This window comes from Providencia zhijiangensis, assembly GCF_030315915.2.
In the GTDB taxonomy this organism is placed as follows: Bacteria; Pseudomonadota; Gammaproteobacteria; order Enterobacterales; family Enterobacteriaceae; genus Providencia; species Providencia zhijiangensis.
Map to the genome: position 1 here is coordinate 865060 of NZ_CP135990.1, position 16139 is coordinate 881198.

Annotated in this window: 16 protein-coding genes and 1 tRNA gene; 10 read left to right on the forward strand and 7 right to left on the reverse strand. The window is 43.5% G+C overall.

Annotated features, from left to right (window positions below; genetic code table 11):
• Positions 1 to 9: 9 nt before the first annotated feature.
• On the reverse strand, positions 10 to 969 hold the full coding sequence (locus tag QS795_RS03825; protein ID WP_286270944.1) for an FAD-binding protein: 960 nt from the start codon (positions 967 to 969) through the stop codon (positions 10 to 12).
• An 11-nt stretch (positions 970 to 980) separates the two neighbouring features.
• Positions 981 to 1754 carry a putative electron transfer flavoprotein FixA gene (fixA, locus tag QS795_RS03830; protein ID WP_154639425.1) on the reverse strand — a complete coding sequence of 258 codons (774 nt, stop codon included), beginning with the start codon at positions 1752 to 1754 and terminating at the stop codon, positions 981 to 983.
• Positions 1755 to 2281: 527 nt separating this feature from the next.
• On the opposite strand from fixA, the gene caiT reads away from it, so the two are divergent.
• The 6 genes from caiT to caiE all read left to right on the forward strand — a co-directional run bounded on the left by caiT (position 2282) and on the right by caiE (position 9369).
• Positions 2282 to 3799, forward strand: coding sequence for an L-carnitine/gamma-butyrobetaine antiporter (caiT, locus tag QS795_RS03835; protein ID WP_036954118.1), 1518 nt, complete (start codon positions 2282 to 2284; stop codon positions 3797 to 3799).
• 64 nt (positions 3800 to 3863) lie between these two features.
• Positions 3864 to 5006 carry a crotonobetainyl-CoA dehydrogenase gene (gene caiA / locus QS795_RS03840; RefSeq protein ID WP_036954121.1) on the forward strand — a complete coding sequence of 381 codons (1143 nt, stop codon included), beginning with the start codon at positions 3864 to 3866 and terminating at the stop codon, positions 5004 to 5006.
• Between the two features lie 70 nt (positions 5007 to 5076).
• Complete coding sequence (gene caiB / locus QS795_RS03845; protein ID WP_154604522.1) at positions 5077 to 6297, forward strand: L-carnitine CoA-transferase; 1221 nt, start codon at positions 5077 to 5079, stop codon at positions 6295 to 6297.
• Between the two features lie 72 nt (positions 6298 to 6369).
• Positions 6370 to 7929 (forward strand): crotonobetaine/carnitine-CoA ligase, encoded by a 1560-nt coding sequence (gene caiC / locus QS795_RS03850; protein ID WP_286270936.1) that lies wholly within the window; start codon positions 6370 to 6372, stop codon positions 7927 to 7929.
• A gap of 27 nt (positions 7930 to 7956) precedes the next feature.
• The gene (gene caiD / locus QS795_RS03855; protein WP_286270935.1) at positions 7957 to 8742 is read left to right on the forward strand and encodes a crotonobetainyl-CoA hydratase; all 786 of its coding nucleotides are present in this window, start codon (positions 7957 to 7959) and stop codon (positions 8740 to 8742) included.
• 33 nt (positions 8743 to 8775) lie between these two features.
• A complete protein-coding gene (gene caiE / locus QS795_RS03860; RefSeq protein ID WP_154604524.1) occupies positions 8776 to 9369 on the forward strand; it encodes a carnitine operon protein CaiE in 594 nt (197 codons plus the stop codon).
• 95 nt (positions 9370 to 9464) lie between these two features.
• On the opposite strand, the gene caiF is transcribed toward caiE, so the two are convergent.
• From caiF to mutY, 5 genes are all read right to left on the reverse strand, one after another.
• A complete protein-coding gene (gene caiF / locus QS795_RS03865; protein ID WP_036954132.1) occupies positions 9465 to 9857 on the reverse strand; it encodes a carnitine metabolism transcriptional regulator CaiF in 393 nt (130 codons plus the stop codon).
• 375 nt (positions 9858 to 10232) lie between these two features.
• A tRNA-Phe gene (locus QS795_RS03870) sits at positions 10233 to 10308 on the reverse strand.
• Positions 10309 to 10499: 191 nt separating this feature from the next.
• Positions 10500 to 11573, reverse strand: a complete 1074-nt coding sequence (gene mltC / locus QS795_RS03875) for a membrane-bound lytic murein transglycosylase MltC (RefSeq protein WP_154604525.1) — start codon at positions 11571 to 11573, stop codon at positions 10500 to 10502.
• Positions 11574 to 11696: 123 nt separating this feature from the next.
• Positions 11697 to 11966, reverse strand: a complete 270-nt coding sequence (locus tag QS795_RS03880; protein WP_006657365.1) for an oxidative damage protection protein — start codon at positions 11964 to 11966, stop codon at positions 11697 to 11699.
• Entirely contained in the window at positions 11963 to 13030 is a 1068-nt protein-coding gene (gene mutY / locus QS795_RS03885; protein ID WP_318626902.1) for an A/G-specific adenine glycosylase, read from the reverse strand. Before mutY ends, QS795_RS03880 begins: the two co-directional genes overlap by 4 nt.
• Positions 13031 to 13267: 237 nt before the next feature.
• Here mutY and trmB point away from each other — a divergent pair, with 237 nt between their 5' ends.
• Genes trmB through QS795_RS03905 form a run of 4 tightly spaced genes read left to right on the forward strand, consistent with a single transcriptional unit; the run spans position 13268 to position 16095 of the window.
• Positions 13268 to 13984, forward strand: a complete 717-nt coding sequence (gene trmB, locus QS795_RS03890; RefSeq protein WP_154604527.1) for a tRNA (guanosine(46)-N7)-methyltransferase TrmB — start codon at positions 13268 to 13270, stop codon at positions 13982 to 13984.
• A gap of 2 nt (positions 13985 to 13986) precedes the next feature.
• Positions 13987 to 14316: a YggL family protein gene (locus tag QS795_RS03895; RefSeq protein ID WP_036954142.1), complete on the forward strand. Its 330-nt coding sequence runs from the start codon at positions 13987 to 13989 to the stop codon at positions 14314 to 14316.
• A gap of 36 nt (positions 14317 to 14352) precedes the next feature.
• Positions 14353 to 15321: a glutaminase B gene (glsB, locus tag QS795_RS03900; protein WP_410431244.1), complete on the forward strand. Its 969-nt coding sequence runs from the start codon at positions 14353 to 14355 to the stop codon at positions 15319 to 15321.
• 42 nt (positions 15322 to 15363) lie between these two features.
• The gene (locus QS795_RS03905) at positions 15364 to 16095 is read left to right on the forward strand and encodes a YggN family protein (RefSeq protein WP_108479448.1); all 732 of its coding nucleotides are present in this window, start codon (positions 15364 to 15366) and stop codon (positions 16093 to 16095) included.
• The last annotated feature ends 44 nt before the right edge of the window (positions 16096 to 16139 follow it).

Below are 16139 nucleotides of genomic sequence, written 5' to 3' on the forward strand. Positions count from 1 at the left end.
TTAGGATGTTTATTTGGCCAGTTGCTGAGTCAGTGCTGGAAGAATTTTAAAGAGATCCCCAACAATCCCGTAGTCTGCAAATTGGAAGATAGGGGCATTTTTGTCTTTATTGATGGCAACAATCGTTTGAGCACCATTAGCGCCAACCATGTGTTGGATCTGCCCTGAAATACCGACTGCAAGATACAGTTCAGGTTTGATCATCAGGTTGGAAATACCTACATAGCGTTCATGCTCCATCCATTTTTCGTTTTCAGCCACAGGGCGGGAACACGCAATTTCAGCACCAATGGAATCCGCTAATGCTTTAGCAATGGCAATATTTTCTTGGCTACCGATGCCTCGACCCACACTGACCACAAGGCGCGCTTTGTCTAACTCAACAGAGTTACCTGCTTTTTGCTGAACCGAGGTACGTACAACAGGTTGTTTTGATTCGATTGACTGTTTTGGTTCGACCCATTGTGCAACTTGGGCTGTACCGCTAAGTGATGCATTACTTGACGCGGCATCAAAAGTCCCAGTCGCCACTGTGGCAATGGAAAATGAGCTGCTTAATGTTTCACTGCCGAACGCCAAACCGCCATAGACCATGTGCTTGATAACGGGCTTGTTATCTTCGATGACGACAGTGGCAGCATCATTCGAGACTGCGGCTTGTAGTCTTGCGCCTAAACGTGCCGCCAATAGTTTTCCACGGCGTGTGTTTGGCAGTAACAGCAGTCCAGTATCACCATATTGCTTAATCACATTGACGACGGTATCTGCATAATCTTCGATAATGCGGTCATCAGGTTTGCCGGATAATTGAATGACTTGGTTTGCGCCGAGTTGAAAAGCTTGCGTGGTTTGCGCGTCATCCAATGCGATAACGTTGACATGTTCACCAAGAGTCAGTGCGCCGCCGATCAGTTCAGGTAAGCGAGAAGTCATGTCACTCAGTACCCAAACGGTTGATAATTTGCTCATAACTCCCCCTATTATTTAATGATTTTTCTTAAGTGTTCAGCGAACTGTGCAACTTGGTCATCGCCATCGCCTTCAATAATGATGCGTTGACGAACTTTTTGTTTTGGTGCAGCAATCGACTGAGTCGATAACGCCGCGACATCACCAAGACCGATATCTGCAGCCGTCCATGCTTGAACAGGCTTTTTCGCAGCACCTAAAATGGCTTTCATCGATGGAATAACAGGGACGTTAATGTCTGAAGTCACTGCAATAACCGCAGGTAGTGGAATGGATAACGTTTCGATTTCGTCTTCGAGCTCACGTTCAACAACAATGGTATCTGGTGCAATAGATAGGATTTTTTTGACCCCATTAATAGCAGGAACTTGCAGCTCTTCTCCCATTAAAATACTGACTTGCTGGGCGTTGAGGTCAGCGGAGCCATCACCGCACAGAATCAAATCAAAGCCCACTTTTTTGGCTGCGGCACTAAGGGCAATCGCGCTTTGATGTGGCAGGGCATATTCGAATTGGTCTTCAACCACCACGACTAATTCATCGGGACCACGGGATAAAACGTCTTTACGACCTTTCATGTTGGTCAGTGCTTTGCCACCAATACTTAACGCAATAACTTTACTTTCTGGTTGCTGCGCTTTTATTTGATTAGCAGCTTCAATGGCATTTAAATCATATTGACTAATTTTAGTGTCAGCGCGAGAAAAATCTAAAGAACCATCTGAGCTATTAACAACAATATCTTGTTCATCAGGAACAGATTTGTAGCATGTAATAATATTCATTACATCTCCTAGAATAAAATAAATGGAACAGTTGTGGTTTAATATTTATATGAGTATCACAAACTGGATATTTAAAAATAAAACCTACATCACCAATATTGAACGCCTTAAATTAAAGCGAGTTTAAATATTCATACTGTTACATTACTCACCAATACTGTAAAAATCATCAAGTTAGCAAGCTAATGTTCAATATTGCTATCCTAATCACCAATACTGAATGAGTTTAATAACATTAACCTAACATTATATTTTACTGCTTTGTTTTTATTGATTTATTATTTTATTTTTAACGTGGAAGTTAATAACAAATCTTTATCACGAATAATATTGTGACCTTAATAACAGAATTGTTATTGGTGAGCCGACATGATTCAAATAGTAAATAAATTAATTAATCTTTAATTGGCTATTGATAATAAGTAATTGGGCATATTTAAGAGACATTTATTTAGAAGTCATTAAATGAATGTTAAATATTTATTGTTTTAAAACTTATGTATTAAATAATAAATTGGAATAGACCTATGAGCAAAGAAAATAAAAAGGTCGGAATAGAACCGAAAGTTTTTTTCCCACCATTAATTATTGTCGGGTTACTGTGCTGGCTAACAGTACGTGATCTTGATGCATCAAACGAAGTGATTAACCAAGTCTTTAGCTATGTCACCAATGTCTGGGGATGGGCATTTGAATGGTATATGGTCATTATGTTTGGTGGTTGGTTTTGGTTAATTTTCGGACCTTATGCGAAGAAACGTTTAGGGGATGAAAAACCAGAATTTAGCCGAGCTGGCTGGATTTTTATGATGTTCGCATCTTGTACTTCAGCCGCGGTGCTGTTCTGGGGATCGATTGAAATTTATTACTATATTTCATCGCCGCCGTTTGATTTTGCACCTTATTCTAATGAAGCCAAAAGTATCGGGTTAGCTTACAGCTTGTTCCATTGGGGCCCGCTGCCGTGGGCAACTTACAGCTTCCTCTCTGTTGCTTTCGCTTACTTTTTCTTTGTTCGTAAAATGGATGTGATCCGCCCAAGTAGTACGCTGGCTCCGCTGGTGGGTGAGAAGCGTGCCAATGGCTGGTTTGGAACCATTATCGACAACTTCTATTTGGTTGCATTGATCTTAGCGATGGGAACCAGCTTGGGTCTGGCAACACCGCTGGTGACTGAATGTATTCAATATCTGTTTGGTATTCCACATACCTTGCAGCTCGATGCGATCATTATCTTCTGCTGGATCATCCTCAATGCAGTGTGTGTAGCATTTGGTCTGCAAAAGGGGGTGAAAGCCGCCAGTGATGTACGCAGCTATTTAAGTTTCTTAATGCTTGGATGGGTGCTTATCGTCAGTGGCGCGAGCTTTATCGCTAACTATTTTACAGACTCCGTCGGCGTATTATTAATGTATATGCCACGCATGCTGTTCTATACCGATGCCGTTGGCAAAGGTGGATTCCCTCAAGGTTGGACTGTGTTCTATTGGGCTTGGTGGGTTATCTACGCGATTCAAATGTGTATTTTCCTCGCACGCATTTCCAAAGGACGTACTGTTCGTGAATTATGTTTAGGTATGGTTGCAGGCTTAACCGCAGGTACCACCTTAATTTGGACCATTCTCGGTAGTAACACGCTCCAACTGATTGATAAAAACGTTATTAACATTCCTAAGTTGATTGAAGAGTTCGGTGTTGCACGAGCCATCATTGAAACTTGGGCCGCTTTACCTTTGAGCACTGTAACAATTTGGGGCTTCTTCATCCTCTGCTTTATCGCCACTGTCACACTGATTAACGCCTGTTCATACACTCTCGCGATGTCGACTTGTCGCGCAGTGAAAGATGGAGAGGAGCCACCGTTATTAGTGCGTATTGGTTGGTCTGTTCTTGTCGGCGTGATTGGCATTGTCTTACTGGCATTAGGCGGACTGAAACCAATTCAAACAGCGATTATTGCCGGAGGATGCCCACTTTTTTTCGTGAACATCATGGTAACGCTCTCCTTTATTAAAGATGCAAGAGTGCATTGGAAAAACGATTAATTTACTCAGAAACAATTTTACTTAGAAACAATATTTCAGAAACAACATTGAAGAGGTTATTGATATGGATTTTAGATTGAATGATGAGCAGGAACTGTTTGTCGCAGGGATCCGTGAACTGATGGCAAGTGAGAACTGGGAAAGCTATTTCGCCGAGTGTGACCGCGAAAGCAAATACCCAGAGCGTTTTGTAAAAGCCTTAGCGGATATGGAAATCGATAACCTGCTGATCCCCGAAGAGCACGGTGGCTTAAATGCGGGGTTTATTACGGTTGCTGCGGTATGGATGGAATTAGGTCGCCTTGGTGCTCCTACTTATGTTCTATACCAATTACCGGGTGGTTTTAATACAGTTCTGCGTGAAGGAACTCAAGAGCAAATCGACAAAATCATGGCGTTCCGTGGTACGGGTAAACAGATGTGGAACTCCGCTATTACTGAACCGGGCGCAGGCTCTGACGTTGGTAGCTTACAAACTACATACACTCGCCGTAATGGAAAAGTGTACTTAAACGGTAGCAAATGCTTTATCACCAGTAGTGCGTACACCCCATACATCGTGGTGATGAGCCGCGATGCAGATTCACCGGATAAACCTGTTTTCACTGAGTGGTTCTTAGACATGAGCAAGCCGGGTATCAAGGTGAACAAACTTGAAAAACTGGGTCTGCGCATGGATAGCTGCTGCGAAATTACGTTCGACAACGTGGAACTTGATGAAAAAGACATGTTTGGTCGTGAAGGCAATGGCTTTAACCGTGTGAAAGAAGAGTTTGATCATGAGCGCTTCTTAGTGGCATTGACCAACTACGGTACAGCAATGTGTGCGTTTGAAGATGCGGCACGCTATGCCAACCAACGTGTTCAGTTTGGTGAAGCCATCGGTCGTTATCAATTAATTCAAGAAAAATTTGCACATATGGCGATCAAGCTCAATTCGATGCGCAACATGTTATATGAAACTGCATGGAAGAGTGACAACGGTTTAATCACCTCTGGTGATGCGGCAATGTGTAAATACTTCTGTGCAAACGCAGCATTTGCAGTTGTGGATTCAGCAATGCAAGTCCTCGGTGGTGTGGGTATTGCGGGTGAACACCGTATCGCACGATTCTGGCGCGACCTGCGTGTGGATCGTGTATCAGGCGGTTCAGATGAAATGCAAATACTGACATTAGGTCGTAGCGTACTGAAACAGTATCGCTAATCGAGGTTAGTCGTTGATTGATCTCCTGAGATTTTCGGGAGATCACTTTAGTTTCACAGGAGATGAGAAAATGGCAGAGCATTTACCAATGCCCGAGTTTGGCCCGCTATCTGGGGTTAGGGTGGTATTTTCAGGGATTGAAATTGCAGGCCCATTTGCCGGACAAATGTTCGCAGAATGGGGCGCGGAGGTTATTTGGATCGAAAACGTCGCATGGGCTGATACCATTCGTGTTCAACCTAATTACCCGCAACTATCTCGCCGCAATCTACGGGCGCTATCGCTGAACATCTTTAAAGATGAAGGTCGAGAAGCGTTCCTTAAACTGATGGAAACGACGGATATTTTTATCGAAGCCAGTAAAGGCCCAGCCTTTGCGCGCAGAGGGATCACCGATGAATTATTGTGGGAGCATAACCCGAAATTGGTGATCGCCCACTTATCAGGCTTCGGACAATACGGCGACCCGCAATACACCAACCTTGCGGCGTATAACACCATTGCACAAGCATTCAGCGGCTATTTAATTCAAAACGGTGATAAAGACCAGCCAATGCCGGCATTCCCGTATACCGCAGACTATTTTTCTGGCATGACCGCCACCACCTCCGCTTTAGCGGCACTGTATAAAGTTCAAAAAACAGGTAAAGGCGAAAGTATTGATATTGCCATGTACGAAGTGATGTTGCGTATGGGGCAGTATTTCATGATGGACTACTTTAACGGCGGCGAAATTTGCCCACGCATGACGAAAGGAAAAGACCCGTATTATGCCGGTTGTGGGCTTTATAGCTGTAAAGACGGTTATATCGTAATGGAGATTGTGGGTATTACTCAGATCCAAGAAATCTTCAAAGATATTGGTCTTGCTCACTTATTGGGTACACCAGAAATTCCTGAAGGCACGCAGCTCATTCACCGTGTTGAGTGCCCGTATGGCCCACTTGTTGAAGAAAAATTAGATGAGTGGCTAGGTGCGCGTGACATTGATGTTGTTCTAGCGCGCTTGGCGGAGCTGAATATTGCCAGCGCCAAGGTACTTACCATTCCAGAATTAGAAACCAATCCACAATATATTGCCCGTGAATCCATCACCAGTTGGCAAACCATGGACGGGCGTACCTGTCGTGGTCCAAACGTGATGCCAAAATTTAAAAACAATCCGGGGCAAATCTGGCGCGGTATGCCATCTCACGGCATGGACACGTCGGATATTCTGCAAAACATTGGTTATAACGAAAATGATATTAGGGGGCTGGTCGAGAAAGGGCTGGCTAAAATTGTTGAGTAATTCAATGACTATTCAGTTCAATCATTCCTGTTGGGCTGAATAGACATTAGGGAAATGATGGGATAACAATTAATGGATGTAATCGGTAAACAAAATTTGCGTCAAATGTGGGATGATTTTGCAAAAACTCACGGTAATAAAAAGGCGCTTATCTTTGAATCCTGTGATGGCGATGTGCGTGAATTCAGCTATTTAGAAATGAATCAGCAGATTAACCGAACTGCCAACCTCTTTTTAAGCTATGGCATTCAAAAAGGGGATAAAGTTGCGTTACATTTAGATAATTGCCCAGAGTTTTTCTTTTGCTGGTTTGGTCTTGCCAAAATTGGGGCGATCATGGTGCCGGTCAATGCGCGATTCAAGTATGAAGAGAGCGCGTGGATCATCCAAAACTGCGAACCTCGGTTGGTTGTTACTCGTCCCCATTTTGCCGATATTTACCAAACCCTTGTCGATGACAAAGCAACAGCGCTTGAACATATCTTCTTAATTTCAGACACCCAATTACCAACGCAGCAAGGTATGACTGACTTTACCGTTGAACTAGCTCAACAATCGATTGTGCTGGCGGAGCAGGTTGAACTCAGCGTGGATGATACCGCCGAAATTCTGTTCACCTCTGGGACGACCTCTAAACCAAAAGGGGTCATTATCACCCACTATAATCTGCGCTTTGCAGGTTATTACTCCTCTTGGCAATGTGCATTACGTTCTGATGATGTCTATTTGACGGTGATGCCCGCTTTTCATATCGATTGCCAATGCACAGCGGCTATGGCGGCATTCTCCGCTGGGGCAACCTTTGTTCTCCTTGAGAAATACAGTGCTCGGCGTTTCTGGCAACAGATTGTGAAGCATCGCGCGACAGTGGCGGAGCTGATCCCAATGATGATCCGCACCTTACTGAGTCAACCGGTTGCCGACAATGAGCAAGCGCACTGTTTACGGGAAGTGATGTTCTATCTCAATTTAAGCGATAAAGAAAAGCAGCAGTTTATGGAACGCTTTGCCGTGACGCAGTTTCTCACTTCGTATGGCATGACTGAAACTATTGTTGGGCTGATTGGTGATAGACCTGGGGATGAACGACGCTGGCCGTCCATAGGACGCCCTGGATTTGGTTATCAAGCTCAAATTCGAGATAAACATAATCAACCATTAAAAACAGGGGACATTGGCGAGCTATGTGTAAAAGGCGAGCGGGGTAAAACCTTATTTAAAGCCTATTACAACAATCCTGAAGCTACAGAAAAAACCTTTGATAGTGAAGGGTGGATGCACACTGGCGATTTTGCTTATCAAGATGACGATGGATTTTTCTACTTTGTTGACCGTAGTAGCAACATGGTCAAACGCGGCGGTGAAAACGTCTCTTGCAGCGAAATTGAGAACATCATTGCATCCCATCCTGTTATTGCGGATGTCGCGGTTATCGGTGTGATGGATGCCATTCGTGATGAAGCTATCAAAGCGTTTATCGTGCTGGAGGAGGGGGCTACGCTAACTCAAGAAGAGTTTTTTGCTTTTTGCGAAACAAAAATGGCGAAGTTCAAAGTGCCCTCATTGGTGGAAGTCCGTCAGGGATTACCGCGTAATTGCTCTGGTAAGGTGCTGAAAAAACATCTGAAATAATCGAATAACAACCTAAAGGTTTAAACTATGAGCGAATCATTAAAAATTACCCGTCATGGTGCCGTGCTAGAAATTGTACTCGATAGACCTAAAGCCAACGCCATTGATGCAAAAACCAGTTTTAAAATGGGGGAAGTTTTCCTTAATTTCCGTGATGACCCAACGCTGAGAGTGGCCATTATTACGGGTGCTGGAGAACGTTTCTTCTCTGCGGGATGGGATTTAAAATCTGCGGCGGAAGGGGAAGCGCCTGATGCTGATTTTGGCCCGGGCGGTTTTGCGGGATTAACTGAGATTTTCAACTTAAATAAACCCGTGATCGCGGCAGTAAACGGTTATGCGTTTGGCGGTGGTTTTGAGCTAGCGCTGGCGGCAGATATGATTATCTGTTCTGAAAATGCCAGTTTCGCGCTACCTGAAGCGCAATTAGGTATTGTGCCCGATAGCGGCGGTGTTTTGCGCTTACCAAAAATTCTTCCTGCGCCTATCGTCAATGAAATGGTGATGACAGGGCGCCGAATGGATGCTCAAGAGGCGCTGCGTTGGGGTATTGCGAATGGAGTGGTGCCTATCGAGAATTTAATGGATAAAGCGCGAGAGCTGGCTGAAAAAATAACACAAAGCGCACCGCTTGCCGTTGCTGCACTGAAAGAAATTTTCCGCGCAACCGGAGAATTAACGGTGGAAGAGGGCTATAAATTGATGCGCAGTGGTGTGTTAGAAAACTACCCTGCTGTATTGCACTCTGAAGATGCAACGGAAGGCCCTTTAGCATTCTCAGAGAAGCGTAAGCCAAACTGGAAAGGACGCTAATCCTACGAGTGATTGGATGACTGCGAGGTGATTATGAGTTTTTACAGCTTTGAAGGCGTGACGCCCGTGGTGCATCCAACGGCTTACGTTCATCCTTCCGCCGTGGTGATTGGTGATGTCATTATTGGTGCCGATGTGTTTGTGGGGCCAAATGCTTCATTACGGGGGGATTACGGGCGCCTAATCATCGAAAAAGGGGCGAATATTCAAGACGGTTGCATCATGCATGGTTACAGCGATGTTGAGACTATTGTGCGTGAATCTGGGCATATTGGTCATGGCTCAATTTTACATGGCTGCATTATTGGGCGTGACGCTCTGGTCGGCATGAATAGTGTAGTGATGGATGGTGCCGTCATCGGTGACGAAAGCATTATTGGTGCGATGAGTTTTGTTAAAGCGGGTTTCCAAGGTGAGCCAAGACAGATGTTGATCGGCGCACCTGCACGTTTTCTTCGCCATGTGAGTGATGAAGAACTTCATTGGAAACAGCTAAATACCAAAGAGTATCAAGATTTAGCGGGACGTTATCTTCAAAGTTTAGAGGAAGCTATACCGTTAACTGAGATAGAGCCTAATCGCCCTCGGTTGCAAGGAACCACGGATGTCAAACCGAAAGGTCAATGATGCGGATGTGTAGAATCGTCAATAATATTTTTTCAGTAACCTCAACGCAGGCTTAAAGCCTGCGTTTTTTTGTTATGGCGTCGATGAAAATAATATTAACGACGCTGGGCTTTAGATAGCATCCATTGCCATTTTTGCTCACGATTAAGTTCTGTTGGTGGGACGAGATTCGTTTTCACCGGCGACTCAATCGTCATCTTCTCGGAAGTATAATTTTTTAGGCGAGAGTAAAGTTGACTGTCAATTTTAGTCACTTTAATCAATCGTTGGCATTGGCAGCCTCGTCCCGATAACTTATTGGGGATCATTTTGACTTCACACTGTATTTCTGCCACATCCGAAAGAATATAAGAGACAATATTCACCGCATTAGTATGCGGAATTTCAAAATTATTCGAGATTTCTCTGGCGGTGATCCAGCGACCCTGTTTCATTACCCAGTTTGCAATGGATAAATACATCGGGCTTTTCACTGATTCTTTACACATAAGCGCTCCTTCAGCTCATTGCTTAAAAGTGATTAAGGCAATAAGAAACTATACGCCAATCTTGTTGTTATGATGTCTTGTATATTTATTAGACTATAAATAGCCATGATTAATGATTAAAAGTTGGTTAAAAACGTTGAGAGAAGATTAACTCTAGGTTGTTTTTTTGTTGTTTACCAATGGGTTACAAAACAACTTTTATCATATAGTTATTTATACGCTATAAAATCAACGCAAATGTGGAGCTAAATCAAATAAGATCTGAATTTATGAAATTTAGATTAAGTTAAGGTGGTTGCTGAGTAGATTCTGGTTGAATAAGTTTGGAAAGGCTAGAAAGCAAAAACCCGCCACTAGGGCGGGTTCTTTAAATAGTGGTGCCCGGACTCGGAATCGAACCAAGGACACGGGGATTTTCAATCCCCTGCTCTACCGACTGAGCTATCCGGGCAACGGAGCGTATTAAACCTGATTTAAGAGGGTGAGTCAAGGCGGTTTCTAAAAACTTTTGATTGAATGCGTTTTTTTTCAGCGTTTCAATTAATTTTTAAGCAAATCAATGCAAAAACTCACAAAAAGTGAAAAAAAATGCCAGTAACTGTGATGGTTTACTGGCATTTTTATCGCTATTTTAAGGATTTATTAGCGTAGATATTTTTTCTGCGCCTTATTCACTTTAATAAGATAATTACGAGATTCCGCCGCAGGGTGTTTGGTGGAAAGCGTTTCGTAAACTTCTCCCGGCTCTAGGTTATTAATACGCTGAGCCGCTTGTTTTTTATCATTGTGGAAGACGCGTAGCACGCTGCCAGCACCGCCGTTATAAGCTGTAATAACCGCATAGCGACGTGAAGTTGGATTACTGATATCCCCCAAATAACTATTTTGTAAGATAGCTAAGTATGCCGTACCTGTATCAATGTTTTGCTCTGGGTCAAACAGGTAACTGCGGCTTGGTACTCCTGATTTACCTTGGGAGCGGAACACATCTTTACCGGCTGTGTTTGGCATAATTTGCATCAAACCTAGCGCATCAGAACGGCTAACTGCGTATGGGTTGAAGCTCGATTCAATCTGCATAATTGCCAGTATCAGTGATTCATCTACGCCGTATTTCGCGGATGATTTCTTAATAAATGGCATATATTTATGGGCGCGTTTATCTAAGTGGTTTGGTACCAATTGCATGGTCACCGACCAAACAATATTCATACCGGACTGTCTGCGCTGCATTTTATTGCTGATCAGATAATCTGCAAATTTAGTGGCTCGCCACTCCCAGCGAATCGGTTCGCCCGTATTATCCATCACCTGACCAAACAGGAATGGCTCTTTACTGTAGGGAATGTCGTTAATATCAGAATAGAGGTCGATGGAATTCGGGTCATCGCCCATCAATAAAGTGGTGACAATGGCTTTTTTCAGATGTTCTGACGGTTCAACAGCGGAGATGGTCTCAACCGTGATTGTCCCTGCATCAAAGTTAATGTGGCTACGAGTACGATACTCATCGGTATATTTCACATAGTCTTTAGGCCCTGCAATTAGGACTTCTTTGATCCCCCAAATATTTTCGATGTTATGAGCAAATTGCCCCATCAAAATATCAAAGCCATTGGTATCTTTGACGTAGTCGGGATTAAAGTCGGATTTCTGATTACTGGAGCAAGAAACAATCAGGGGAATCAACAATGTGAGAGCAAATAATTTTTTCATACGATCCACAATAATAATGCAAGCTAGCTGCTATTTCGGTCATTTTCCCTAAAACATTCAAGTTGCAGGAGGTTAGCAAACCGAGCCATGCAACTTGAGGTTCGATAGGTATAGACCTAAAAACTATTTTTCTGGGGTATAGCCATCAATTTGAATATCGTGACCTTCAAATAAGAATTTCACCATTTCTTGTTCCAGCATTTTGCGATCGTCTGGGTTCATGGTGTTTAATTTCTTTTCATTGATCAGCATAGTCTGTTTTGTCATCCATTGACTCCATGCTTCTTTCGAAATCTCATTAAAAATACGCTTTCCTAATTCACCTGGGTAAAGCTGGAAATCTTGCCCATCAGCGTCACGTTGTAAGAAAGTGCAAAAAATGGTTCTACTCATTTATTTTTTCCTCGAATATCAGGTAGTAAGGCAAGTTGTTTTAGTAAACTTTCAACCGGAGCTGCAAGCCCAACGGTTGCGCCTAGGTGTAAGTTATACCAGAGTCCGTTGCCTTCATCCATGGCAGAGTTAAATGCCTGAATATTAACTTTTACAGGGATAATATCTAAATGGAAATGGCTAAATGTGTGGCGAAAAGCAATTAATTGTTCTGGCGTGTCATATTGCAGGCCAGAATCAGCTAGCCACTGAGCCAGTTGCTCATGGCTTTCAAACTGTGGGAAGGCGAATAAACCGCCCCAAATGCCGGAAGGAGGGCGCTGTTCTAACCAGACATTATCTTGGTGCTGAAGGATCAAAAACCATGCACTTTTTTCCGGAATTTTCTGCTTAGGTTTTTTCCCAGGATATTCCTGCCAAGAGTGATTAGCGTAAGCAATACAGCCGGCATTGAGTGGGCATAGTTCGCATTTTGGTTTACTGCGAGTACACACCATTGCACCAAGATCCATCATGGCTTGGTTAAAATATTCGACTTCTACTTTGGGGGTGACGTTGGTGCTGATTTCCCACAGGCGATTTTCTACCTCTTTCTTACCCGGCCAACCCGCGACTGCATAGCAGCGAGCAAGCACGCGTTTTACGTTGCCGTCCAAAATTGGGTAATGTTGCTTTTGAGAAAGGGAGAGAATAGCGCCTGCCGTTGAACGTCCCACCCCCGGAAGCGCATTCACTTCCTCAAATGTGGTAGGAAATTGACCATTATATTGGGTAGCAATCACCTGCGCGGCTTTATGCAGATTGCGCGCTCGTGCGTAATAACCGAGTCCTGTCCATAAATGCAGAACTTCATCAAGGGGCGCATTCGCCAGTGCGGTCACATCCGCAAAGCGTTGGGTGAATTTTTCAAAATAGGGAATGACTGTGCTGACTTGGGTCTGCTGCAACATGACTTCAGAGAGCCAAACATGGTAGGAGGATTTTTCCTGCTGCCATGGCAAGGTTTTACGACCGTATTTGTGATACCACTTGAGCACTGCACTTGAGAATTGTTGAGCTTCCATTATTTATAATATTTTTATCGCGATTTCAGTCATGGAGAGGATTGCAACATAGACGGTGATAGCTGTAAACCGCTTCTTGTGTAAAGTTATCCAATTATCAACTGCAAGATCCTTGAAGTTTTGCTAAACTCCTTTTCCCACCATACTTAGATATTAATTAATTAGGTATGTTTGGGTTTTTTTATACTCTTGTTGGCACATTATCTAACTGGACAACGAATTTTTTAGAACTTTATTATGATCAATAACGTTATCTCCCCCGAATATAATGAAGAAGGGCGGGTTATGCGCCGTGTCCGTAGTTTTGTCCGCCGTCAAGGGCGTCTGACAAAACGTCAGGAAGAGGCATTAGAAAGCGAATGGGCAGAAATGGGGATCGATTTTGTTAACGAACCCTTTGATTTCGCAAAACTATTTAATAATTCAAATCCAGTGACTCTGGAAATTGGATTTGGAATGGGCACCTCATTAGTGACGATGGCAGCACAAAACCCAGATCAAAACTTTCTGGGTATTGAAGTGCATGCACCGGGCGTTGGGGCTTGTTTGGCATCAGCAAAAGAAGAGAACATCACCAACCTACGCGTGATGTGCCACGATGCCATTGAAGTTTTAGACTTCATGATCCCGAACGGCAGCTTAGCAATGGTTCAGTTATTCTTCCCTGATCCTTGGCATAAAGCGAAACACAATAAACGTCGTATTGTGCAGGTGCCTTTTGCTGAAAAAATTCGCAGTAAATTAATTGATGGTGGTGTTTTCCACATGGCGACAGACTGGGAACCTTATGCAGAACATATGCTTGAGGTAATGACCAGCGTGGCTGGGTATGAAAACGTATCCACGTCAGGGGACTACGTTCCTCGTCCAGAATCAAGACCAGAAACAAAATTTGAAAAGCGCGGCCAGCGGTTAGGGCACGGTGTATGGGATTTAATGTTTAAGAGGGTTTAATCATGGCTAAACAACAGCGTAGTCGCCGTTTACGTAAAAAAATGCGTTTGGACGAGTTCCAAGAATTAGGTTTCATTGTTAAGTGGAACTTTAAAGAAGGCACGCCAATCGAAGAAGTGGACAGCGTCGTTGACCAACTGATTGCTGAAGCTATCGAACCAAACGGTCTGGCATTTGAAGCTAGCGGCTACATGAACTGGGAAGGGATTGTTTGCCTGCAGAAAATTGGTAAATGTACCGAAGAACACCGTCAAATCGTTGAAAACTGGCTAAAATCAAAAGGGATGAACGACGTTGTTGTTTCTGAACTGTTTGATGTTTGGTGGGAATAATAACTAGTTTGATTATTAATAAAGGCATCCAATTGGATGCCTTTATTTTCTAGAGTAATCCATTCTGGAGCAAAACACTTGAGCACCCAGTTTTCTGACCAATTACTGCATGATATTTTGGAGCAAGTCCGCCCCCTGATAGGTCAAGGGAAGGTGGCTGACTACATACCGGCGCTTGGCGGTATTCCTTCACATCATTTGGGGATAGCGGTTCATACTGCAGAGGGCGATATTTTCACTGCTGGAGATGCGAGAAAACGTTTCTCAGTTCAATCCATTTCTAAGGTTCTCAGCTTAACCTTGGCAATGACGCGCTACGAAGAGCAAGAAATTTGGAGCCGTGTTGGTAAAGAGCCTTCAGGGCTGCCGTTCAACTCATTGATTCAGATAGAGATGGAAAAGGGCATTCCCCGTAACCCTTTTATCAATGCCGGCGCGATTGTGATTGCCGACATGCTGCAATCTCGTTTAAGCGCACCAAAACAGCGGATGCTGGAGTTTGTCCGAAAACTCGCTTGCGAACCTGACATTAGCTATGACATTAATGTCGCTCGTTCAGAAATGGAGCATGCGAGCCGCAATGCAGCTATCGCGTATTTAATGAAATCTTTTGGCAATTTTGATAATGATGTTTTAACGGTTTTAGAAACTTATTTTCATTATTGTTCTCTAAGTATGAATTGTGTCGAACTGGCTAGGTGTTTTACCTATTTAATGAATCAAGGTGAGTCGCCTTGTTCGATAGACCCAATTATCACGCCGCTACAATCTCGACAAATCAATGCGTTGATGATGACTTGTGGTATGTACGATGGTTCTGGTGAATTTGCATTTCGTATTGGAATGCCCGGTAAATCAGGTGTCGGTGGCGGTATTGTGTGTGTGGTTCCTAACCAATTTACGGTAGCCGTGTGGTCACCGGAATTAGATTCAGCAGGAAACTCTTTGGTCGGCTGCGCTGCCTTAGAGCTTTTATCGAAACGAATTGGACGTTCTGTTTTCTAATTACCTCTCAACAAATATAGAGGTAATCGACGAGGAGATTTTATGTTACGCCGTACTTTAATTGCGTTTTCATTACTGGCCTGCGCCACTAGCCAAGCGGCGGATTACAACTGCTCGGTAACCCCGAAAGACGACATTTTTATGACGCCTGATAATGTCCAAGTCGTCGGTCGCAGTGGTGATTTAAAAATCACCCCAAATGGTGATGTCACGCTGAATGGTCAAAAAGTTGCACTGACCTCTGAGCAACAGCAGCAAGCACTACGTTATCAATCGGCTATCCGTCAGGATTTACCGTGGATCAAAAAAGAATCCGAAGAGAAATTAGCGGCATCGCGTAAATCCCTCGATAAAGTAGTGGTTAAGGTAATTGGCAGCGATAGCAATATTCGCAACCGCTTGACTAAGCTTGAAAAAGATTTAAACGGTCAAATTAACCAAATTATTGAAACTCGTTCAAATGGCTACGCTTTCCACCATGAAGGTATCAAGAAAGTAGAAACTTCAGGGCGTGAATTAGTCAATGAAAGCTTAGGTGGCATTTTACAAGACAGTATCAATGAAATGGGACGCAAACAGTTACTTGCTGGCGGTGATACCAACAAAATGCTGCAAGGTATGCTAGGTAGCCTCGGTGGGTTACAGCAAGAAATTGATAGTGAATGGAAAAACCAAGAAAACAGCTTCCAGCAGTTTGGTCAGCAAGTCTGTTCTAAAGTCACTTCATTAGAGCAACAACGCATTAGCTTACTGAATTCAATTAACGGTAAATAATTCAGGTAGTTTGGTGAGTTTTCAACGCTATCATTGGTAATGAA